15 protein-coding genes are annotated in these 23,250 nt (G+C 63.7%); 7 read left to right on the forward strand and 8 right to left on the reverse strand.

Annotated elements, in window-relative coordinates; genetic code table 11:
* Positions 1–986: 986 nt before the first annotated feature.
* Both HWX55_RS31020 and HWX55_RS31025 read left to right on the forward strand, forming a co-directional pair.
* Positions 987–3,893: a YadA-like family protein gene (locus HWX55_RS31020; protein WP_175978475.1), complete on the forward strand. Its 2,907-nt coding sequence runs from the start codon at positions 987–989 to the stop codon at positions 3,891–3,893.
* Positions 3,894–4,315: 422 nt separating this feature from the next.
* Complete coding sequence (locus HWX55_RS31025) at positions 4,316–5,296, forward strand: N-acyl homoserine lactonase (protein WP_175978476.1); 981 nt, start codon at positions 4,316–4,318, stop codon at positions 5,294–5,296.
* A 32-nt stretch (positions 5,297–5,328) separates the two neighbouring features.
* On the opposite strand, the gene deoC is transcribed toward HWX55_RS31025, so the two are convergent.
* On the reverse strand, positions 5,329–6,009 hold the full coding sequence (deoC, locus tag HWX55_RS31030) for a deoxyribose-phosphate aldolase (protein ID WP_175978477.1): 681 nt from the start codon (positions 6,007–6,009) through the stop codon (positions 5,329–5,331).
* Between the two features lie 146 nt (positions 6,010–6,155).
* On the opposite strand from deoC, the gene deoR reads away from it, so the two are divergent.
* The gene (gene deoR, locus HWX55_RS31035; RefSeq protein ID WP_124557405.1) at positions 6,156–6,926 is read left to right on the forward strand and encodes a DNA-binding transcriptional repressor DeoR; all 771 of its coding nucleotides are present in this window, start codon (positions 6,156–6,158) and stop codon (positions 6,924–6,926) included.
* A gap of 31 nt (positions 6,927–6,957) precedes the next feature.
* Here the strand turns inward: deoR and HWX55_RS31040 are convergent, their stop codons facing one another.
* From HWX55_RS31040 to HWX55_RS31065, 6 genes are all read right to left on the reverse strand, one after another.
* Positions 6,958–8,010, reverse strand: coding sequence for an aldose 1-epimerase family protein (locus tag HWX55_RS31040; RefSeq protein ID WP_175978478.1), 1,053 nt, complete (start codon positions 8,008–8,010; stop codon positions 6,958–6,960).
* A 2-nt stretch (positions 8,011–8,012) separates the two neighbouring features.
* Complete coding sequence (fucP, locus tag HWX55_RS31045; protein ID WP_175978479.1) at positions 8,013–9,389, reverse strand: L-fucose:H+ symporter permease; 1,377 nt, start codon at positions 9,387–9,389, stop codon at positions 8,013–8,015.
* A 40-nt stretch (positions 9,390–9,429) separates the two neighbouring features.
* Positions 9,430–10,356, reverse strand: coding sequence for a ribokinase (rbsK, locus tag HWX55_RS31050; RefSeq protein ID WP_175978480.1), 927 nt, complete (start codon positions 10,354–10,356; stop codon positions 9,430–9,432).
* 383 nt (positions 10,357–10,739) lie between these two features.
* A complete protein-coding gene (locus HWX55_RS31055; protein ID WP_175978481.1) occupies positions 10,740–12,167 on the reverse strand; it encodes an efflux transporter outer membrane subunit in 1,428 nt (475 codons plus the stop codon).
* Entirely contained in the window at positions 12,164–15,370 is a 3,207-nt protein-coding gene (locus tag HWX55_RS31060; protein ID WP_175978482.1) for an efflux RND transporter permease subunit, read from the reverse strand. Before HWX55_RS31060 ends, HWX55_RS31055 begins: the two co-directional genes overlap by 4 nt.
* Positions 15,371–15,382: 12 nt before the next feature.
* Positions 15,383–16,639: an efflux RND transporter periplasmic adaptor subunit gene (locus tag HWX55_RS31065; RefSeq protein ID WP_175978483.1), complete on the reverse strand. Its 1,257-nt coding sequence runs from the start codon at positions 16,637–16,639 to the stop codon at positions 15,383–15,385.
* A gap of 325 nt (positions 16,640–16,964) precedes the next feature.
* Between HWX55_RS31065 and HWX55_RS31070 the strand changes: the two genes are divergently transcribed.
* Positions 16,965–17,714, forward strand: a complete 750-nt coding sequence (locus HWX55_RS31070; RefSeq protein ID WP_175978484.1) for a response regulator — start codon at positions 16,965–16,967, stop codon at positions 17,712–17,714.
* Positions 17,698–18,969: an ATP-binding protein gene (locus tag HWX55_RS31075; protein WP_175978485.1), complete on the forward strand. Its 1,272-nt coding sequence runs from the start codon at positions 17,698–17,700 to the stop codon at positions 18,967–18,969. Before HWX55_RS31070 ends, HWX55_RS31075 begins: the two co-directional genes overlap by 17 nt.
* A 164-nt stretch (positions 18,970–19,133) precedes the next feature.
* On the opposite strand, the gene HWX55_RS31080 is transcribed toward HWX55_RS31075, so the two are convergent.
* A complete protein-coding gene (locus tag HWX55_RS31080; protein WP_050014206.1) occupies positions 19,134–19,736 on the reverse strand; it encodes a LysE family transporter in 603 nt (200 codons plus the stop codon).
* Between the two features lie 795 nt (positions 19,737–20,531).
* On the opposite strand from HWX55_RS31080, the gene HWX55_RS31085 reads away from it, so the two are divergent.
* Both HWX55_RS31085 and HWX55_RS31090 read left to right on the forward strand, forming a co-directional pair.
* Positions 20,532–22,148, forward strand: a complete 1,617-nt coding sequence (locus tag HWX55_RS31085) for a tryptophan halogenase family protein (RefSeq protein ID WP_175978486.1) — start codon at positions 20,532–20,534, stop codon at positions 22,146–22,148.
* Complete coding sequence (locus HWX55_RS31090; protein ID WP_175978487.1) at positions 22,148–23,233, forward strand: monodechloroaminopyrrolnitrin synthase PrnB family protein; 1,086 nt, start codon at positions 22,148–22,150, stop codon at positions 23,231–23,233. The genes HWX55_RS31085 and HWX55_RS31090 overlap by 1 nt, the downstream gene beginning before the upstream one ends.
* The last annotated feature ends 17 nt before the right edge of the window (positions 23,234–23,250 follow it).

Below are 23,250 nucleotides of genomic sequence, written 5' to 3' on the forward strand. Positions count from 1 at the left end.
GCCGATGATTTGTTCTTCGGTGAATCGCTTTTTCATTGCCGTTCCTCTCTGGAACGGACTCTACACCGTCACCGTACTAAACGCGGGGAGCAGGTCAATTGAAGATAAGAAAAGTTTGAATAAATGATTCATGGTGATGCTGTTGGTGGAAATTGGCTGGCGGTACCCTTGTTGCGATTTTTAATCGCCATTTTTCTATTCGATAAATTCCTCCGTATCGTTCGGGTGTTTCAGGAGTTGTCGTGTCGACCTCGCCCTGCAGCGCTGACGGCAAACCACGGGGCATGCGTTGCACAACGCTTGGAAAGAGAGATCGGCGTGCATGCCCGTGAGCATCGATCCTCCACGATGCCTCGGGTGCCAACCGCCGAAACACCGACATTCGGTGCTCCAGGGATGCTATGCATCGAATCCGTCGTTATGCGGCGCGGAGGGGGCAACGCCAACCGGATATATGCAACCGCACGACCGGGACGATAAGCGTGTTCGTTTCGAAACGCTGCTAGATAATTCTGGAACTGGGGAAATTTCCGAAATTACAACAGCGCGCCGACTATGTATTGAGGCTGCTCTCCAGATGCCGGTATTCTGCTGCCAACGCAACCGATTTTAAAATTCTGGCGAATTGTTTTGATGGTTGTCGGTTTGTGTTGTAACTATTGGAATTGATTAGTATGCGACGTAAATTTGTTTCAGGCACGGTGTTGCATGTGGGGGCGCGCGAGTTGTATAAGGTTTCCGTCGTTCTCGCGACGGTCGCTGGCGGCGGGTGTGGCGTCCTGTTTTCTTCTGCCGCGTATGCGCACAATCCATATATTGGATATGAAACCCCGGCGGCCAGTAACTGCATAAATAGCGGATTACTATTCGAAAATTGTGCTAGATGGAATGATTCAAAGTATAGGGGTGTGCGTGGGGCTCATTTTTCCCAGATGGCGGGCCGGTATTTTTCTTATCTTACCTCCGGAAATGGGGCCGACACATATTTGTGGTCGGGAGTATGGGCGGGAAGTAGATCGGCCGGGCTGTTTTATGGTGACGATCCGTTCAAGGCGAATCGGATAATCGTCGATGCCGAAGGCGCGACCATTGCCGGCAACCGGCTTGTGTTGTCGTCCAGGGCGGGAATCAGCGTATCGGGTTCTAGAATCTCCAACGTCAAGAACGGCGCGCACGCCGGTGATGCAGTCAACGTCAACCAGCTTTCGAGGGTGGCGAACGTGCTTGGCGTGAACATCGACACCAACGGCCACGTAACGACGCCGACATATCGAGTGGGCAGCAAATCTTTCGACAACGTCGCGGAGGCGATTGCGGCAGCCGCCGATAGCGGTACGGATCCGAATGCGGTCGTTTATGACGATGCCGCCAAGCGCTCGATCACGCTTGGCGTGAAGGGCACGACACTGAAGAACGTGGCGGCCGGCACGGTCAGTGCGACGAGTATGGAAGCGATAAACGGTTCGCAATTGCACCGTGCGTCACAGAGTGTCGCGACGGCACTGGGGGGCGGTTCGACGGTGGACGCGCGAGGTAACGTGACGGCGCCGAAGTATCGCGTCGGTGACAAAACCTACGGTAACGTCGGCGACGCGATCGCGGCAGCCGCGGACAGTGGCGGCGGTATCGATCCGAACGCGGTGGCGTACGACGATGCCGCCGGCAGCACGATAACGCTGCGTGGCGAGCATGGCACGACATTGAAGAACGTCGCGGCAGGCAGTGCGGATACCGATGCGGTCAATGTGGGGCAATTGACTGCTGCCACGCAGCCGATACGGGATGAACTGGCTGACGTCAGCCTTGCGATGAAGGCCATCCAGATCAAGCCTCAAGGTGTAGACGCGATTGCGACGGGAACGAATGCCGTTGCGGTTGGCGCCGGTGCAAATGCGATAGCGAACGGCTCGATCGCTTTGGGTGCGGGTTCGCGCGTGACCGGAGTCAATTCGGTTGCGATCGGTATCAACTCGGTCGCACCGGAAGCAAACCAAGTGTCGGTGGGCGACGTGGGGCGCGAGCGCCGCATTTCGAACCTCGCGGCGGGTACGAAAGGTACCGACGCGGTCAACTTGAATCAGCTGACTGATGCGATCGGAAAGGTGTCGAGCCGTACCGACAAGCTCTCGTCCGATCTGGCATCGCGGCGCAGCTTGCTGATTGCCCATCCCTCTGCCATCGACGAGCAACGTTTGTCGAATTTCGTGCTGATCGACGGCCAGGGTGCTGACGGTAGCCTGCCGAACGCGGCGAGTATCGCCGATGGCGATCCGGCGAGTACGACCTCGGCTGCAATCGGTGTCGGGTCGGTTGCGTCGGGCGCAGACACGATTGCCATTGGTATGCGTACCATCGCGAACTCGGACAACTCCGTGGCGATCGGCAATATGGCGCAAACCGGTGCCGAGCAGCCGTACTCCGTGGCGATCGGCTCGCATGTGACGACGAATGGTGCCAGCGCCCTTGCAATCGGTTCGCAGGCGAGGGCGAATGGCGAGAGCGCGATCGCTGTCGGCAATAACAACGTGCAGGCGATCGGTGAGAGTTCGATTGCGATCGGCGATGGCGCCGAGGCCGTGGTGGGCGCGACGAATGGCATTGCGCTGGGCACGGGGACGAGCGTTGCCCGAAACGTGACCGATGCGATGGCGCTCGGCGCGAAAGCCTTCGTGGAAAAAGGGGCGAACGGCGCCGTGGCACTGGGGGCGGGTTCCCAGGCGAGTCGAGCCAATACCGTTTCAGTGGGCAATGCCGGAAGCGAGCGCCAGATCGTGAACGTTGCGGCGGGTACGCAGGGTACCGACGCGGTGAACGTGGCGCAGTTGCACGGCGCGGCGGCGAGTCTTGCGAACGCGATCGGCGGCGACACGACGGTCGATGGAAGCGGCCACGTGGCCATTCATTCGATTGAAGTGCATGGTCACCAGTACGGGACGGTATCGGAGGCGGTGCAGGCGGCTGCGGCGTATGGCGCCACGGATTCGCTGGCGCTGCGCTACGATCTCGACTCGCACGGCAATCCGAACTATGGCTCGGTGACGCTGGGCGGCCCGTCGGCAGCGCCGGTGATGCTGACCAACGTTGCCGATGGCAAGAGCCGATACGACGCGGTGAACTATGGCCAGTTGTCGTCGCTGCAAAGCGACTTCGAAAACCGAATGGGCGCGATGGACGATCGCGTCAGCAAGATCGAAACCGATGCCGGCAATCCGCGCGGTGATGGTCGGGTCATGACGATGGCCAATCTGCGCCGGGACGTTAGCGACGTCGGGGCCGGCTCAGGCTCCGTTATCGACAGCGATGCCGGCGACACCACGGCAATCGGCGCGAATTCGGCGCGGCAAGCGTCGGGCGCGACAGCGATCGGCGCCGGGGCGGATGCACGTGCAATCAATAGCACGGCGATCGGGCAAGCTGCATCCGCTCACGGCGAGAACAGCACCGTGGTCGGCCAGGGCGCGACGGCTTGGGGCAATAACAGCGTTGCAATTGGTGCAGGTTCCGTGGCTGACGCGGACAACGCCGTCTCGTTCGGCAACAGCGCCACGGGCATGACGCGCACGCTGACCAACGTGTCGGCCGGCGTCGCACCGACGGATGCCGTCAACGTCCAGCAGCTCAACGAATCGGTGGGCGGCTTGCGATCGCAGATCGAACACGATCGTGCGGATGCAAATGGAGGCACCGCGTCAGCCGTGGCCATTGCGTCGCTGCCGCAAGCGCCGGCGCCCGGAAAGAGCGTCGTTGCATTGGGCGGCGGCACGTACGCCGGCCAGTCTGCTCTTGCGGTGGGTCTGTCCACTTACGCTGGGCGGTGGATCATCAAGGCTTCCGGCTCGACGAACACACGAGGAACCGTGGCGGGCGGCGTCGGCGCTGGTTTCGTGTGGTAAGCAACCGGAGTCACGCGTTGCGTTGCTGGTCGTGATCAGCACACCTCATCGCTGAGGCTGGTCCTGTTGGCAATATGCGGCAGGACCAGCAGCCATGGAGCGACGAGATAGTGGCCGCGGGCGGTTACCGCGCGTCGAAGCAGTCGCACGCGAGAATCGCGGAAACGCATCATTCACTCCCGTAAGCAATGACGCCATCGGGCTGCCCATTTCGTCGGGAAAGTTAACGGCGCCATGGCGCCTGTTCGACACCGTTTCCGATTATTTGCCATTTCGACATATCCATGTCGCGGAGCGTCCATTCCATTGACGCCCGGGCGAGATGATGTAGCTCGTCTGTTCAATCATATTAAAAACAAGAGTGCCGATGATGAAAATTCGGAATGTCTCATGAATTTTATCCATTTTAAGAAAAGTGGAAAATGAAATACAAATGGCTTTTTATCTTAATGATAATGGTGTCTTCCCTCGCTGGAATATCACTCGCCCATGCATACTCGGGCGAAGATGGCTCGGTCACGCTTGTCGGAGTCGCTGGCGACAAGGTCGCGCAACAGCTCACGGACAATTACAATAATCTGGCTCCAGATTGCGGTAGTGCTACAAACCCGGCGTTTCGCTGTTCCGGAGTAATGCTTCGCGGGACCATGCATTCGTCTCAGTACCACTCATGGAACCCGAGTCCTGCTTCCGTTTCGAGTGGAGGCGTCTCATTCTCCTATCTGCGAAAAGATTCGAAGTTCAGCAAACTGGCTTATGGATACGGTAATGGGTTAATTTTCGTTCCTTACAGGTATAATATAAAGCCGAATGTCGTCGAGCCTGAAGCTCTATGCTCATTCCCGATCGACGCCAACACTGAAAATCGAGTGGACAAAGGATGCGGCGCGGATAACTCATTTCCGACTGACAGCGGTCCATGTCAGGCGCGAGGTATTTCAACTGCTTCGGAATGGCTTTCACACTACCGCAACACAAATGGCAATAAGCACGCCCACCAATGCGGCTTCGACGTACATCACGGCGCCCCGTCGACCTCTGCGATTTTCAAAGCCAGCATTGACGCAATGGCGTTGATTGCCGAAGAATCCATGCACGAGCAAAATGAGCTGCGTTTAGCTACATGGGAGCAAGATATCCCTGAGAAGCTGCCAATCATGGCATTTTTCTATCTTGCAGGTCACGCCAATGGACTCAAAGGCGCCCAAGGTGACCAAGTGGATTACCAGCAAGCCTCGAAGCGCATCGTACCCATCATCCGGATAACGCTTCCGTCATCGCGGTCAGACGAGGCTACGTTCGTCTATGACAAAAATGATCAGATGGTCGTGCCTCCGCAAATTGCGAATCCGTCGGTTGATCCGATTTCGCTGGTCCCACCGATCCCTCCCGCGGGATATTGAACTGCTCAGGGTGTGTGAGAGGCGGCGCCTGCTCAATACCCCGACGCGCTCGCGCCCTGATCGGTCACGATCGCCACCCCCGAACTCGTCCCGAGCCGCGTCGCGCCGGCTTCGAGCATCGCGAGCGCGGCCGCGCGGTCGCGCACGCCGCCCGATGCCTTCACGCCGAGCGTCGGCCCGACCGTGCGGCGCATCAGCGCGACATCGGCGAGCGTCGCGCCGCCGTGGCCGAATCCGGTCGACGTCTTCACGAACGCGACGCCGAGATCGCGGCACATCTCGCACACGCGCACCTTCTCGTCGTCGGTCAGCAGCCCCGTTTCGAGGATCACCTTGAGCGGCACCGTGCCGCACGCGCGATGCACGGCGTCGATGTCGGCCTTCACGTCGTCGGCGCGGCCGCTTTTCAGCGCGCCGACGTTGATCACCATGTCGATCTCGCCGGCGCCCGCCGCGATCGCGGCGGTGGCTTCGAACGCCTTCGCGGCGGACAGCCCCGCGCCGAGCGGGAAGCCGACCACGGCGCAGACGAGCACGCCGGTTTCAGCCAGCTCGCGCGCGGCGAGCGGCACGTTCGCCGAATTCACGCAGACCGAGTAAAAGCGATGCTCGGCCGCCTGGCGGCAGAGTTCGCGGATCTGCGCGTCGCTCGCGTCGGGCGCGAGCAGCGTGTGATCGATGGTTTGGGCGAGTTGGGCGTTGGAAAGCGGCATGTGTCAGGACTCCACGGATCGTGTGCGGAAAGGGCACACGGAAAGTTGATGTTTTCACATCGGTTTGTTACAAATACGACATTCCGGCCGGGCCCGCGCGCCCGGCACGACGAGCGACTCACGCGGCGGCCACGCAGGATACAGGCATGGAAACAAAGAAGGGCGAACGGATCAAGACATTGATGAACGTGCTGCAAGGGCAGAACGCGATTCATCTGAGGGAAGTCGCCGAGCTGTTCGGCGTGTCCGAAATGACGATCCGCCGCGATCTCGCGGACAACCCGCACGGCCTCAGCCTGATCGGCGGCTACGTGACGCGCCATTTCGCCGCGCAGCGCAGCGATATCGGCGAATACCTGATCAGCGCCGAGAACAACCGGCAGACCGAGGAAAAGCGCCGCATCGGCAAGCTGGCCGCGCAGTTCGTGACGACCGGCGACACGATCTTCGTCGACTGCGGGTCGACCACGCCGTTCATCGTCGACTTCATTGCCGACGACCTCGAATTCACCGCGGTCTGCAATTCGCTGAACGTGTTCGCGAAGCTGCAGCAAAAGCCGCATTGCAACGTGATCCTGTGCGGCGGCGCGTATCACCGGCAGAACATGGTGTTCGAATCGGTCGCCGAAACGGGCATTCTCGATTCGGTGCGCGTGTCGAAGGCGTTCATCTCGGCGGCCGGCGTGAGCGAGCGCTGCGGCGTCACGTGCTTCAACTTCCACGAAGTCGATGCGAAGAAGAAGGTGATGGCGCGCGCGCAGAACCGCTTCCTGCTCGTCGATCACACGAAGTTCGACGAAGTGCGTGCGGCCTATTTCGCCGAACTGACCGACTTCAACTACGTGATCTCCGACGGGCAACTGAGCCGCCGCTACGAAACGGCGATCCGCGAGCACGGGATCGCGCTCGTGACCTGATGCGGCGCCGTGCATCGCGCTTTTCATCACGTCACGCATCGCGCGCTTCCGCCGCGCTGAGGTAGCCGGTAAGCACCTCGAAGCGGCGCGATGCGCCGGGCGCCAGCGCCGCGACGTGGCCCTTGCGGCGTTCCGCTTCGTAACCCTCCGGCTCGCAGGTCGACGGCAACGCGAACGCGGCCACCTGCTGATCCGCGTTGTGCAGGATCCAGCGCGTCGCATGCGGGAATTGCGCGGGGCGATACGCGGTGTGGAACGCGCCGCCGTCCGGATGCGCGAGCCGGAAATGCGCGACGCCGTCGGCATCCGTTGCCACGTCGTTCATGAAGAACACGATCTCGGGGTCGTACAGCGCGGGCGCATCGAGCGTCGCGAGCCGCGCCGGATCGCGCGCGAGTGTGGCCGTGTAGTCGCGCCACGCGGCGGTCGGTTTCACGTGCGCGGGCACGCTGTCGCGCAGCCGCATGCCGCCGCGCGGCAGCGACTGCACGAAGCGGCCGCCCGGCACGTACGCGTAGTTCAGGTGCGCCATGTACATCAGGTCCATCGGCGTGCCGCCGAGGTTCGTCACGTCCATCGCGATCGTCATCCGCGCATCGTGCTCGGCCAGCCGCACCGACGGCCGCGCGACGTAGTGGCTGCCGAAGCCTTGCACGTATTCGTATTCGCCGGTCACTTCGACCGTCGCGCCGCGCGCGTCCATGCCGACGACGAGGCTCGCGCGGTCCATCGGCGCGCACGGCATCTCGCCGTGCAGCGCGTGCGTGTCGTCCGGCCCCGGGCAGCCGTTGCGCAGCAGCCCGCTGTGGAACATGAAGCAGCCGTAGGTATCGATGATCGACGCCGCGCGCTTCGGCTGCCGGAACATGTGCTTCATCGTCAGGTCGCGGCCGTCGAATTCGGCGGCCCAGATCATCTGACCGAGATACGGCAGCACGACCAGATGACCGCGGCGGTTTTCGAGCTTCAGCGCCTCGACGCCGGACGGATACGCGAACGCGATGACGGTGAGGCCGTCGGTGCGGTACAGCGTGCGCGGCGCTTCGCGGAAGTCGTCGCGCCGCAGTTCGATCTCGCCGCGCATGGTCAGGCTCCCGACGTGTTGCGCGTCGCGGCGTAGCGTGCGGACGACGCATGACCGTCGGCCGCCGCGTCGGGCGTCGCGGCCGGCAGGTGACGCAGGCAGTAGAAGCCGTAGTACACGATCACGACGAAGCACAGCAGCGGCACGACGAACGCGAGCTGCATGTTGCCGCCGGTGTGATCGGAGATCAGCCCCTGGATCAGCGGCACGACTGCGCCGCCGACGATGCTCATCACGAGGATCGAGCCGCCGTATTCGGTGTCCTTGCCGAGGCCGTCGATCGTCAGCCCGTAGATCGTCGGCCAGCACGGGCCGAGGAAGATGCTCACGCACACGGCCGCATACACGGCGGTGATGTTGTGCACGCTGATCGTGTACGCGAGCAGCGCGATGCACAGGATGCCGTACACGATCAGCACCTTGGCCGGGCCGACGCGTTTCATCACGAGCGTCGCGACCAGCTTGCCGACGAAGAACGCGAAGAACGTCGCGAGCAGGTAGCGCGATGCGCCGCGCTCGGTGAGACCGCCGATCTGCATCGCGAGCCGGATCGTGAAGCTCCACACGCCGACTTGCGCGCCCACATACAGGAATTGCGCGACGACGCCCGCGACGAAGCGCCGGTTGCCGAACAGCCGCGCGAGCGTGCCGCGCGCGTCGATCCGATGCGTGACCGTACTCGCGCCGTTGCCCTTGCAGGCCGGATACGGCGTGAGCGCGAACACGATGAACACGGCGACGAGCACGACGATCAGCCACTTGTAAGGCTCGAGCGTGGCCTGGATCATCGCGAGCTGGTGCGTGTGCGCGTCGGCGGCCGACATCGCCGCGAGCTGCGCATGCGACGCGTCGCCTTCCTTGAAGATCAGGAAGCTGCCCATGTAGACGCCGGCCATCGCGCCGAACGGATAGAACGTCTGCGAGATGTTCAGCCGCCGCGTGCTGGTGTCGCGCGGGCCCATCAGCGTCGAATACGAGTTCGACGCCGTTTCGAGGAACGACAGGCCCGCGGCGATCACGAACAGCGCGACGAGGAACATCCCGTACTTCGCCATCGACGCGGCCGGGAAGAATAGCATGCAGCCGGTCGTGTAGAGCAGCAGGCCGACCAGGATCGTCGTTTTGTAGCTGAACTTCTTCACGACGGTCGCGGCCGGAATCGCGAGGAAGAAGTAGCCGAGATAGAACGCGGACTGCACGAACGCCGATTCGAAATCGGACAGGAAGAACGATTTCTTGAACTGCGCGATCAGCACGTCGTTCAGGTTCGCGGCGGTGCCCCACAGCGCAAACAGGCAGCACAGCAGCGTGAACGCGAAGAGCGGCGTGCGATTCAGGTAATAGCCGTCGGGCGTGTGTTCGATCGGGGTTCGGCTCATGGGTGTCTCCTTCCCAATGTCTCGTCGATGAAGGCGCCGGTCAGAAGCCGGCGTCGCGGAGGAAGCGTTCGAACGTCGCGGCGTCGGCGTACGACTTCTGCGTGCCGAGGCCCGTGACCGAATGCGCGGCGTACGCGGACGCGTAACGCATCGCATCGACCGCGTCGTGCGACGCCGCATAGCAGCGCGCGAAGCAGCCGATATACGCGTCGCCGGCGCCCGTCGTGTCGCGTGCGTCGACCGGGACGCCCGGCACGTGATGCACGCCGTCGCGCGACACCAGCAGCGAACCGTTGCTGCCGAGCGTGACGAGCACGTGCTCGAGCCCGCGCGCGACCAGCGCTTGGGCGGCGCGGGCGGCGCTCTCGCACGAATCGACCGGCATGCCCGACACGATCGCGAGCTCGGTTTCGTTCGGCACGAAGAATTCGACGGAACGGATGCGTTCGAAATCGAGGTCGGCCACGGCGGGGGCCGGGTTCAGCAACACGGGAATGCCGTGCCGCGCGCCGAATTCGATCGCGTGATAGACGGTGTCGAGCTCGATTTCGAGTTGCAGCACGATCAGCGCGCATTCGGCGAGCATCGGCGCGGCCGCGTCGATGTCGGCCGGCCGCAGATGGCGGTTCGCGCCCTTGACGATCAGGATGCTGTTGCTCGAATCGGGCTCGACGAAGATCGGCGCGACGCCGCTCGGCACGCCGGCGACCTTGCGCACGTGCGTGGTGTCGATGCCTTCGCGCTCGAAGTTGCGGATCGTGTTGTCGGCGAACACGTCGTCGCCGACCTTCGTGACCATCACGACGCGCGCGCCGAGGCGGGCGGCCGCGACGGCCTGGTTCGCGCCCTTGCCGCCGCAGCCGAGCTCGAAGTTCGGCGCCTCGAGCGTTTCGCCCCGGGCGGGCATGCGCGCGACGTAGGTCACGAGGTCGACCATGTTGCTGCCGATGACGGCGATTGTCTCCATCTGGGTCTCTTCCTTGGTATGGGGGCGACTGTGCGCGTGGGCGGCGGTGGGTCGCGATGAGTGATAATAAAATCACATAAGATGTGAAAATGCAATCCTATGATGTTAGGATGGTCACTTTTCAGAGGCGGAAAGGGGACGAGACGCCCTCATGCCGCTGTCGGCATACAAAAAGATTGCGCCTGAGAGGACGGGGCGAAGATGTGCTGGGCGGTGAGCAAGCTGGCTACGGCAGGAGGCGAGAAACCGCGCTTTCGTGAGAACCGCGCGCGGTCTGTCGCGCGCCTAGCTGTTTCCAGCAGCCCGTTCCGGCGGGGGAACGAGGCATCGATAGCACGACGCCCGTGATGTGTGAAAGCACGTCGTTCACGGGCGTACGGCGGTTATCGCTGCGCCACCGCGCTCGTTTCCCGCCAGCCGCCGCCCAGCACCTTGTACAGCGTGATGAGGTTGGACTGCTTGGCGAGCACGTCCGTGACCAGTTGCTGTTGCGCGGCGAAGAGCGTGCGCTGCGCGTCGAGCAGGGTCAGGAAGCTGTCGGTGCCACTACGGTAGCGTGCCCGCGCGAGGTCGTAGTACTGCTGCGCGGCGTTCACGTAGTCGCGGTCCGCGGCCAGCTGCATGACGTACGTGGTGCGTCCCGCGAGGGCATTCGACACTTCCTTGAACGCCGTCTGGATGGCTTTTTCATAGTTGGCGACGTCGATGTCCTTCTCGACCTTCGCGACGTCGAGCGTGGCGCGGTTGTAGCCGAAGTCGAAGATGGGCACCGAAATGGACGGCGAAAACGTCCACGCCCCCGTGCCCGCCTTGAACAGATTCGAGAGGCTCCCGCTCGTGGTGCCCGCGGAAGCCGTCAGCTCGATCTTCGGAAAGAACGCCGCGCGCGCCGCGCCGATGTTGGCGTTGGCGGCCTTCAGCGTGTGCTCGGCTTCGACGATGTCGGGCCGGCGCGCGAGCAGATCCGACGGCACGCCTTCGCCGATGTCCGCGAACGTGTTCTCGCTTTCCATCAACGATGGGCCCTGTGGCAGATCGTCGGGCAGCGGCGCACCGATTTCGGCCACCAGGTTGTTGCGGTCCTGCGCGACCGCACGCGTGTACGAGGCGAGACTCGACCGCGCGCTCGCCAGCGAGTTTTCGGCCTGGCGCACGTCCTGCAGCGACGCGCTGCCCATCTTCATCATGTTCACCGTGAGGTCGTAGGTGTGCTGATCCGCATCGACGGTGTTCTGCGTGATCTGCAACGAAGCCTCGTCGGAGAGCAGTTGCAGATAGTCGGTGGCGACGGTCGCGATCAGGCTGATCTGCGTGCTGGTGCGCGCGGCGTCCGTGGCGAGGTACTGCTCCAGCGCCTGGCGCTTGAGGCTGCGCAGGCGGCCGAAGAAGTCGATTTCCCACGATGTGAGGCCCACGCTCGCGCTGCTCGAACTGTATGCGCTCGTGGAGCCTGCCACGTGTTCGCGCGTGACCGAGCCGGATGCGTTGATGGTCGGTCCGACGTTGGCGCGCGCAATGCGGTACTGCGCTTCGTACTGCGCCACGTTGAGCGCGGCCACGCGCATGTCGCGGTTGTTCGCGAGCGCGAGTTCGATCAGCTTTTGCAGTCGCGGATCCTTGAAGAAGTCGCGCCAGCCGAGGTCGGCTCCCGGCGGTGCCGCAGCAGTGCTTTGCAAGGCCTTCGGCTGCGCCAGCGCGGGCACGGTGGACCAGGTGTTGTCGACCGGTGCGGCCGGCCGTTGGTACATCGGGTCCAGCGTGCAGCCTGCCAGCACGCCCGCGCAAAGAAGGGCGATCAGTGTACGTTTCATGCGTTGCCCTCGTTGATGTCGGCGGAGTCCGTGGTGTGACCGTGTTCCTTGAACAGTCTGCGCACCACGACGAAGAAGACCGGTACGAAGAAGATGGCGAGCACCGTGGCCGCGATCATGCCGCCCGTCACGCCCGTGCCGATGGCGTGGCGTGCGCCGGCGCCGGCACCCGTACTGATGACGAGCGGCAGCACGCCGAACACGAACGCGAGCGAAGTCATGAGAATGGGGCGCAGCCGCATGTGGGCGGCTTCGAGTACGGCGTCCACGAGGCTGTGCCCCTGCGCCTGCAGGTCCTTCGCGAACTCGACGATCAAAATGGCGTTCTTCGTGGAAAGCCCGATGGTGGCCAGCAGCCCCACCTTGAAGTAGATGTCGTTCGAAAGCCCGCGCCCATGAGCGGCAAGTAACGCGCCCAGCACGCCGAGCGGCACGACGAGCAGCACCGCAAGCGGAATCGACCAGCTTTCGTAGAGGCCCGCAAGGCACAGGAACACGACGACGAGCGAGATCGCATAGAGCACCGTGGCTTGCGAGCCGGCCTGCTTCTCCTGATACGACTGGCCTGTCCATTCCACGGCGAAGCCGGGCGGCAGTTTGCGCGCGAGCCGTTCGACCGCGTTCATGGCCTCGCCGGTGCTCACGCCGGGCCGCGTGGCGGCCGACATGCCCGCGGCGAGCTGCCGGTTGTAGCGCTCGATCTGCGGCGGCCCGAACGTCCAGTGACTCGTTGCGAACGACGAGAAGGGCACCATCGTCGAGTCGTAGCCTGTCGTGCTCGTGGTGGTGCCCGAAGACGATGAAGACGATGAAGACGACGAACTCGACGCACTGCCGCTTGCCTTCACATACCAGTCGCCAAGGTCGGCAGGCATCATGCGATACGGCGCATCCGACTGCACGTAGACTTTCTGCACGCGCCCCGTGTCGATGTAGTTGTTCACGTAGGACGAACCGAACGCGGTCTGCAGCGTGTCGTTGACGTCGGAGATGGAAAGCCCCAGCGCGTTGGCTTTTTCGCGGTCGATATCCACCTGCAACTGCGGCGTGTCTTCCAGGCCGGACGGGCGCACCATCGCGAGCGTCGGTTCCTTCGACGCCATGCCGAGAAACTGGTTGCGTACCGCGAGCAGCTTGTCGTGGCCCGCGCCGCCGCGATCTTCTATCTCGAAGTCGAGACCGCTTTGCGTACCCAGTTCCTGAATGGCGGGCGGATTCAGCACGAAGATCCGCGCGTCGCGATTACCGGCGAAATGCTGGTTGGCGCGCGCGATGATGGCCGGCGCGCTGTCGCGCGAACCGCGCACGCTCCAGTCCTTCAGCGTCACGAACGCGATGGCGTTGTTCTGCCCCTGGCCGTTGAAGCTGAAGCCGTTGATGGCGATGACCTGCTTGACGCCCGGCTCGTCTTTCAGCACGTACTGCTCCACGGCCTCCACCGTCTTCAGCGTACGCGAGGCCGGCGTGCCCGCGGGCGCGCTGATCGACACGATGAAGTAGCCCTGGTCTTCGTCGGGCAGGAACGAGGAGGGCAACGTGACGTAGAGCAACGCCACGACGCCGGCGATCGCGCCGTAGAGAAGCATGTAACGCGCGGGCCGCGCGACCACGCGTGCGAGCGAGGAACTGTAGCCTGCATTGCTCTTGGCGAACCACCGGTTGAACCAGCCGAAGAAGCCGCGCTTGTCGTGGTGCTCCACGTCGGCGCGCTTGAGCAGCGTGGCGCACAGCGCCGGCGTGAGCGTGAGCGCGAGCATGACCGACAGCAGCATCGCCGAGACGATGGTGATGGAGAGCTGCCGGTAGATCGCGCCCGTGGAGCCCGCGAAGAACGCCATCGGAATGAAGACGGCGGTGAGCACGGTGGTCACGCCGACCAGCGCGCCGGTAATCTGCCCCATTGCCTTGTGGGTGGCTTCCTTCGGGCCGAGCTTCTCCTCGCTCATGATGCGCTCGACGTTTTCCACCACCACGATGGCGTCGTCCACGAGCAGGCCGATGGCGAGCACCATCGCGAACATCGAGAGCACGTTGATCGAAAAACCGATCATCGACATCACACCGAACGTGCCGAGCAACGCAACGGGTACCACGATGGTCGGAATCAGCGTGGCGCGCACGTTCTGCAGGAACAGGTACATCACGAGGAAGACCAGTACGACCGCTTCGAACAGCGTCTTCACGACCTCTTCGATCGAGATGCGAACGAACGGCGTGGTGTCGTACGGGTAACTGATCGCGACGTCCTGCGGCAATTGCAGCTGGATTTCGGCGAGCTTCGCGCGCACCGCGTTGGCGGCGTCCAGCGCGTTGGCGCCCGTGGCGAGCTTGATGGCGAGCGCGGATGCCGGTTTGCCGTTCAGACGCGACGAGGTGTCGTAGCTGTCGCCGCCCACCTCCACGCGCGCCACGTCCTTCAGCAGCACGCGCGAGCCGTCGCCGTTCACGCGCAGCAGGATGTTGGCGAACTGGTCGGCGGTCGTCAGCAGACTCGACGAGCGGATGGTCGCGTTGATCGCCTGCGAATCGGTGGCCGGCGAGCCGCCTACCTGCCCCGTGGAAAGCTCGACGTTCTGGTTCGTGATGGCCGTGGTCACGTCGGACGGCGTGAGTCCGAAGCCGTGCAGCTTCACCGGGTCGAGCCAGATGCGCATGGCGTGCTGCGCGCCGAACAGCGTCACGTCGCCCACGCCGTTCAACTGCGCGAGCGGATCTTCGATCCGGGTCGCGATGATGTTGCCGAGATCCACCGAATTCCAGGTGCCGCCCGGCGACGAGAGCGCGACGATCGTGAGGAAGTTCGTCGACGCCTTCGCGACCTGCACACCTTGCTCCTGCACCGTTTGGGGCAGGGTAGGCGTGGCCTGCGTCACCTTGTTCTGCACCTGCACCTGCGCGATGTCGGGATTCGTTCCGGGATTGAACGTCAGCGTGATGGTCGCCTGCCCGGCGGAACTGCTCGTGGACGACATGTACAGCACGTTGTCGATGCCGCTCAGCTTCTGCTCGATCACCTGGGTCACGGTTGCGGCGACGGTGTCGGCGGAGGCGCCGGGGTAAGTGGCCGTCACCTGCACCGAAGGCGGCGCGATGGTGGGGTACTGCGCGACGGGAAGACTCGTGACCGCCGCCGCGCCCACCAGCATGATGACGATGGCCATGACCCACGCGAGAATGGGACGCTTGATGAAGAACTCTGCCATGCCGTTCTCCGCCTAGCGTTGTGCCGACACGGTCGAGGCCGTGTCTGTCGCGGATGCCGTGGATGCCGCGTTCGCCTGCGTCTGCGGCGTATCGGCCGCCACCTTGACCGGCGCGCCCGCATGCACGCCCTGCAGGCCGCTCACGATCACGCGGTCGCCGGTGTGCAGGCCTGAGGTCACGATCCATTGGTCGCGGAATGCGTTGTCGGCCGTGACTTGCACCTGCTGCGCGTTGCCGGCCGCATCCACGACGTAGACGCTCGCCTTGCCGTCCGACGCGCGTGTCACGGCCATCTGCGGCACGAGTATCGCGTTGTCGTTCTCGCCTTCTTGCAGGCGGGCGCGCACGAACATGCCGGGCAGCAATTCGCGTTCGGGGTTCGGGAACGTGCTGCGCAGCGTGACCGAACCCGTGGTGGCGTCCACCGTGACGCCGGAGAACTGCAGCGCGCCGGGGCGGGCGTATTCGGTGCCGTCTTCCATCACGAGCGTGACGGCGGCGCTGTCGCTGCCCGTCTTCTTCAGGCGCCCGGAAGCGAAGGCCTTGCGAAGCCTCAGCCATTCCGTGCTGGGGCGCGTGACGTCGAGATACATCTGGTCGAACGCCTGGATGGTGGCGAGCGCGGTGGTCTGGCTCGAGGTGACGAGCGCGCCTTCCGTCACGGTCGATGCGCCGATGCGTCCGGAAATCGGCGCACGCACGCGCGTGTATTCGAGGTTCACGCGCGCGGATTCGAGCGCTGCCTCGTCGGCCGTGACGCTCGCGGCGTCTTCGCGAACCGCAGCGACGGCATCGTCGTAGTCTTGCTTGCTCACGGCATTGATCTTCACGAGTTCGGTGTAGCGGTCCGCTTTCGTCTTCGCCGAGGCCAGCGTGGCGCGGGCGTTTTCCAGCGTGCCGCGCGCCTGGTCGTAGGCAGCCCGGTAGGTGGCCGGATCGATCTGATAGAGCACCTGGCCGGCCTTCACGTCGCTGCCTTCCACGAACAGGCGCTTGAGGATGATGCCGCTCACCTGCGGTCGCACGTCGGAGACCTTCTGCGAGGAAAGGCGGCCGGAGAGTTCGGTGGTTTCGACGATGTGCTGCGGCGCGAGGGAGAGCACGCCCACCTGTGCGGTCTGCGCGGCGGAGCCGCCGGGCGGTGCGCCGCTCTGCCTGTTGCAGCCGGCGGTTCCGACTATCGCGAGTATCGAGAGTGCGGCAAACAGCTGGCGCGGCCTGTACGTCATGGGGTGGTGCGCATGGTTCGGGAGAATTGGCGTCTTCATCTTTGGCCTGTTTGGACATCGCGATGTCGCGCGATGCGAGAACGGGACGGCACCGGACGCTTCAGGGGTACCTCAGCGGTACCGGTGCTGGACAAGGCGTAACGCTACCGATCGCGCATTTTTTTGTGCTTACGGAAACTTACTGTCCGGTGACGCGACCGGACAGGGAAAAGAGAATCGGGCGTTCGGCGTACGAAATACCGTTGCGGCCCGGCGCTTGTGCCGGTTCCGTTAGCGATCGCAAATCACAGTAATATTCGGAAAGCCAGTCAGTGCGTATCCGGGCTACCATCATTCCGTCCTCACGCCGCCCTGAATACCTGAAATGCACCCACCTTCCATCCCCGACTCCGCGCCGCAAGTCCTGCTCGTCGACGACGATGCGGAACTGCGCGACCTGCTGCGCAAGTTCTTCCAGCAGCGCGGCATCGAGTTCTCCGTTCTGCACGACGCAGCGAATCTCGCGCGGCGGCTGGAGCGCGAGCGGCCGGCCATCATCGTGCTGGACCTCATGATGCCGGGCGTGGATGGCCTCACCGCGCTCAAGCAACTGCGCGCGAGCGGCGACACGATCCCCGTCATCATGCTGACCGCGCGCGCCGAAGGCGTGGACCGTGTGCTCGGGCTCGAACTCGGGGCGGACGACTATCTGGGCAAGCCGTTCATGCCGCAGGAACTGCTCGCGCGCATCCATGCAGTGCTGCGCCGCCACGGACCACCGCGAACCGCTGCGGCGCGGGAGATGCGCGCCCCGTGCCGGTTCGGCCGCTTCGAACTGGATTTCTCGACGCGCACGCTGCTGTGCGACGGCACACCCGTGAAGCTCACTGGCGGCGAGTACGCGCTGCTCGAGGTGCTGGCGTCGCACCCCATGGAAACGCTTTCGCGTACGCGGCTCATCGAACTGCTCCATGGTCCCGATGCCGAAGTGACCGAGCGCGGCATCGACGTGCCGGTATGGCGCCTGCGCCGCCTGATCGAGGACGACCCGTCCAATCCCCGGCGGCTGCAAACCGTGCGCGGGATCGGCTACATGTTCATTCCGGACAACCCGGCCGATGAAGAATCCACTTGATACGATGTTCGGCCGGCTCGTCATCACCACGGTGGGCCTGCTGGTGCTGGTTCATCTTACGTCGCTGCTGTTGATCGAGCGAACGCGCGCGAGCCTCGCCGCCTTCCATATTTCGCGCGTCGTGGAGGCTGCCGCCAGCATGGACGGGCAGGACGGCCGGGGCGAGCGGTCCGTGACGGACACCCTCGGTATTGCGTTCGTGGACCTGAAGCAACTGCCGGCCGCCGACGCGCAGCGCTTTCGCGGCTACACGAACGGGCCCATCGAACGGCAATTGCGGCACGTGCTGCCGCCGGGCACCCGCGTGGCAATGGACGACGACGGCACGCTGCGCGTGCTTCGAGCAGGCAGCACACGTGGCATCGTGCTGCCGCGAGCCGAGGTGCCGATGAGCCGTTTCACCGGGGCGCTGGCGTTGACGCTAGTGTTCGCCATCGGGGTTGCCGTCGTGCTTGCCTGGCAACTGAATCGCCCCATTCGCGATCTTGCCGCCGCCGCGCGCGAATATCGCACACGCCATCACCTGAACCCCGTGCGCAAGCGCGGGCCGCGCGAACTGCGCGAGCTGATCGGCGACTTTAACGACATGGCGGGTGAACTGGCCGTGGCCGAGCGCGAGCGCGCCGTGATGCTGGCGAGTATCGCGCACGACCTGCGCACACCGATCACACGCATGCAGGTGCGGGCAGACCTGCTGACCGATCGTGGCGATCGCGAGGGTTTTTTGCGCGATACCGAGTCGATGTCGCGTGTCATCACGCAGTTTCTCGACTTTGCGCGCGAGATCCCCGAAGGTTCGCCGCAGATCAGCGTGGACACGCATTGCCGTCGCGATTACACCGACGCGCCGAGTCCGAACGGCGAAGCGCATCGAGATGCGCTCGTCACGCTCGATCTTCACGCGGGGCCCGGCTTCATGCTGCCCGCGGTCGATATCGACCGCACGCTCTCGAACCTCATCGAAAATGCGCTGACCTACGGCGAGCCGCCCGTGGAGATTGCCACGCGCTCGCATGGCGAGCACTACGAACTCGTGGTGCGGGACCACGGACCCGGCATATCCGAGCCCGATCTCGACCGCGTGCTGCGTCCGTTTGTCCGGCTCGATCCCGCTCGCGGCGGCACCTCGCACAGCGGCTTGGGCCTGGCCATCGTTCACCGCCTCGTTCGCCATCACGGCGGCACGCTGCGGATTTCCAACGCGGCCGACGGCGGGCTTGTCATAGCGATGAGGTTTCCGAAGCGCAGCGCGTAATGAAGTGCCGCACGCGGTGTCGACACTCATTTGCGTGCGCGCGAAGGTTGGCAACGCGACACGGATAGCCACGCTCGCCAACGTAACGAGCCCGAAAGTATTCCGAGGCCGATCCTGCCGCCGCCAAGTTGACGTTGCCGACGTCGCGTGTGGCGCCGCGCCAGTCAGCGGTTCACGACCGAATACACGAGCGTGCCGGAGAACATCAACAACACGAGCGACGCGCCGCGCAGCAGCGTCGACGTGCGGGCGGCCCACGCGCGTTGCGAAGTGAGGAGCCCACCAAGAGACGACCAGCCCACGCCGATCGGTGCGAGCACGACCAGAAATACGACGAGCGCCCACGCGAAATAGTGCGCGGACCTGAACGCCTCCAGCGGAAACAGCGTGCTCGAGAACAGCAGCGCCTTCGGGTTCATCATCGTCGCGACGAACACGTCGCGAAAGCGCACCGGCGCGACCGATACGTCCTGCAGCACGCGGCTATGCGTCCACATCCTGAGCGCGAGGAAAAAGATGTAGACGGAACTCGCGAGCTTGACCACGTCGTAAAGCCAGGGCCGGCCGGCAGCGAACGTGGACAGAAAGAATCCCCATACGGCAATCGCGATCGCATAGCCGAGCGCCTCGGCGACGACCAGCGGCCACGTGCCGCGCAGGCCGACCTTCAATCCGGACGACAGCAGCAGCGTATTGGTCGGCCCCGGCACGATCAGCACCAGCGAGACGTACATCGACATCTTCAGCAACGCTTCCTGGATGGGCACGCGGCCTCCTCGATTCGTCAGTGTCGCGGTTCGCGTCCGGCCGAAGCGGCGCGCCGCTGAAATAGCGGTTGATCTTCATGCACAGATCGTTCGATCTGCGCTTCCGTGAACTTGCCCGTCTTCATCGCATGGCCGTGGTGTTCGCTCGGGCACATGATGACGAATTTCTCCGCTGGCGAGTCGGATTATTTTTGGGTCGAGATCACGATCGTCGAAATGCGAAAAGGTCGGCAGCTTTGTATTTGAAGTGGTGAATTCTTTGTTTCTTTCATGTGAATTCAGTCTGTCATTCCGCATCTTTTTTTAAGAAAGGATTATTGAGTCCTGCACGCCAAATGAAAAAATGAATTTTGTTGTTTCGAAAAAATTGAATCGACCGTTGTGAGGTATTTAGTCGATATTTTTCGGTATTTAGAATTTCTCTGAGCAGCCGGGGATTGATATGAAATTTTTCGAGATGCGCCATCATGAACGCTGCTATTGTGTGTCGGACAGTCAAGCGCACGGTACAGCGATCCTGGAAACAATTAGATAGACTGAATTTGTAAATGCACTAATAGCAGTCACCGTATCGTAAATTCAATTTGTCGAAGCGGAATCCATTCCGCGGTGTGCCGCCGCGTGCGATGGAGGCTTCGCGTTGTCGCCTGACTTCGCTGCGATTCACTACGCCTTTTCGGTGTCATTTGTCGTGATGGACCGGGCGCGTCATTACGCGCTACCGGATGATTTGCCGGTTCAATTCGACAAGGTGGCACTATCCATTCAGGTTTCAAGTCCTATGGGAAGCGTGTCATGACTCACCCGATCAAGAATATCGTCATCGTGGGCGGCGGCACGGCGGGCTGGATGTCCGCCTCGTACCTCGTCCGGGCGCTCCAGCACCACGCGAACATCACGCTCGTCGAATCCGCGGCGATCCCCCGCATCGGCGTGGGCGAGGCGACCATCCCGAGTTTGCAGAAGGTGTTCTTCGACTTCCTCGGGATACCGGAGCGCGAGTGGATGCCCCAGGTGAACGGCGCGTTCAAATCCGCGATCAGGTTCGTGAACTGGCGGAAGTCTCCCGATGGTTCGCGCGGCGATCACTTTTACCATTTGTTCGGCAACGTGCCGAACTGCGACGGCGTGCCGCTGACCCACTACTGGCTGCGCAAGCGCGAACAGGGCTTCCAGCAGCCGATGGAATACGCGTGCTACCCGCAGACCGAGGCGCTCGACGCCAAGCTGGCGCCGTGCCTGGCCGACGGCACCCGCCAGATGTCCCATGCGTGGCACTTCGACGCGCACCTGGTGGCCGACTTCCTGAAGCGCTGGGCCACCGAACGCGGGGTGAAGCGCATCGTCGACGAGGTCGAGCAGGTTCACCTGAACGATCGCGGCTACATCTCCAGCCTGTCCACCAAGGAAGGGCGCACGCTGGAAGCGGACCTGTTCATCGACTGCTCCGGCATGCGCGGGCTCCTGATCAACCAGGCGCTGAAGGAGCCCTTCATCGACATGTCCGACTACCTGCTGTGCGACAGCGCGGTCGCCAGCGCCGTGCCCGCCGACGACGCGCGCGACGGGATCGAGCCGTACACGTCGGCGATCGCGATGAACTCGGGGTGGACCTGGAAGATCCCGATGCTGGGCCGGTTCGGCAGCGGCTATGTGTTCTCGAGCAAGTTCACGTCGCGCGATCAGGCCACCGCCGACTTCCTCGACCTTTGGGGGCTCTCTGACAAGCAGCCGCTCAACCAGATCAAGTTCCGGGTCGGGCGCAACAGGCGCGCGTGGGTCAACAACTGCGTCGCGATCGGGCTGTCGTCGTGTTTTCTGGAGCCGCTGGAATCGACGGGCATCTACTTCATCTACGCGGCGCTTTACCAGCTCGTGAAGCACTTCCCCGATACGTCGTTCGACCCGCGGTTGGCCGACGCATTCAACGCCGAAATCGTCTACATGTTCGACGACTGCCGGGATTTCGTGCAGGCGCACTATTTCACCACGTCCCGCGACGACACCGCGTTCTGGCGCGCGAACCGGCACGACCTGCGGCTGTCGGACGCGATCAAGGAGAAGGTCGAACGCTACAAGGCGGGGCTGCCGCTGACCACCACGTCGTTCGACGATTCCACGTACTACGACACCTTCGACTACGAATTCAAGAACTTCTGGCTGAACGGAAACTACTACTGCATTTTTGCCGGCCTGGGGCTGCTGCCCGACCAGTCGCTGCCGCTCTTGCGGCACCGGCCGGAGTCGGTCGACAAGGCCGACGCGATGTTCGCGCGGATCCGGCGCGAGGCCGAGCGTCTGCGAGCGACCCTGCCGACGAACTACGATTACCTGCGCTCGCTGCGCGCGGGCGATGCGGGACTGTCCCGCAGCCAGCCCGGGCCGACGCTCGCGACGCCGGAGATCCTGTAGTGGACCGCGCCCCGGACCGGGTGCGCGCGATCGCGGCCACGCACGCTGCCGTGGCGGCCTGCGACCCGCTGCAGGCGCGCGCGCTCGTCCTGCGTCTGCCGGGCCTGAACCGTCGACAGGACGTGCCCGGCATCGTCGCGCTGTTGCGCGAGTTCCTCCCGGCGCGCGGCGTGCCCTCGGGCTGGGGCTTCGTCGAAGCCGCCGCCGCGATGCGGGACATCGGTTTTTTCCTGGGATCGCTCAAGCGGCACGGACACGAGCCCGTGGATGCGGTGCCCGGGCTCGAGCCGGTGCTGCTCGACCTGGCGCGCGCGACCGACCTGCCGCCGCGCGAGACGCTGCTGCACGTGACGGTCTGGAACCCCGCGGCGGCCGACGCGCAGCGCAGCTACACCGGGCTGCGCGACGAAGCGCACCTGCTCGAGAGCGTGCGCATCTCGATGGCGGCGCTCGAGGCGGCCATCGCGTTGACCGTCGAGCTGACCGACGTGCCGCTGCGCTCACCCGCGTTCGCGCAAGGATGCGACGCGCTGGCGGACTATCTGCAAAAAATGGTCGACTCGATCGTCTATGCGTATCGCTTCATCTCGGTGCAGGTATTCTACGACGAGCTTCGTCCGTACTACGAACCGATTCGAGTCGACGGCCAAAGCTACCTCGGCCCCGGTGCCGTGGAAATGCCCCTCTTCGTGCTGGAGCACGTGCTGTGGGGCGCGCAATCGGACCACCAGGGTTATCGGGAATTCAAGGAGACGTACCTGCCCTACGTGCTTCCCGCGTTCAGGGCGATCTACGCGCGGTTCGCCGGGCGGCCGGCGCTCGTCGACCGCGTGCTCGGCGAAGCGCAAGCGGCCCGTGCGCGGGGCGAGCCGGTCGAGGCCGGGTTGGCGGCCCTCGACCGCGTATTCGAGGTTCTGCTGCGCTTTCGCGCGCCGCACGGCAAATTGGCCGAGCGTGCATACGAAGTCGGGCGAAGCGGCCCTACGATCGGCAGCGGCGGGTACGCGCCCAGCATGCTCGGCGATCTGCTCACGCTCACCCGCGCGGCACGGTCACGCGTTCGCGCCGCGCTCGACGCGCGCTAACGGCGCGACGCGGGTGG

It is taken from the genome of Burkholderia sp. BCC1047, from assembly GCF_902833155.1.
GTDB classification, from domain to species: Bacteria; Pseudomonadota; Gammaproteobacteria; order Burkholderiales; family Burkholderiaceae; genus Burkholderia; species Burkholderia sola.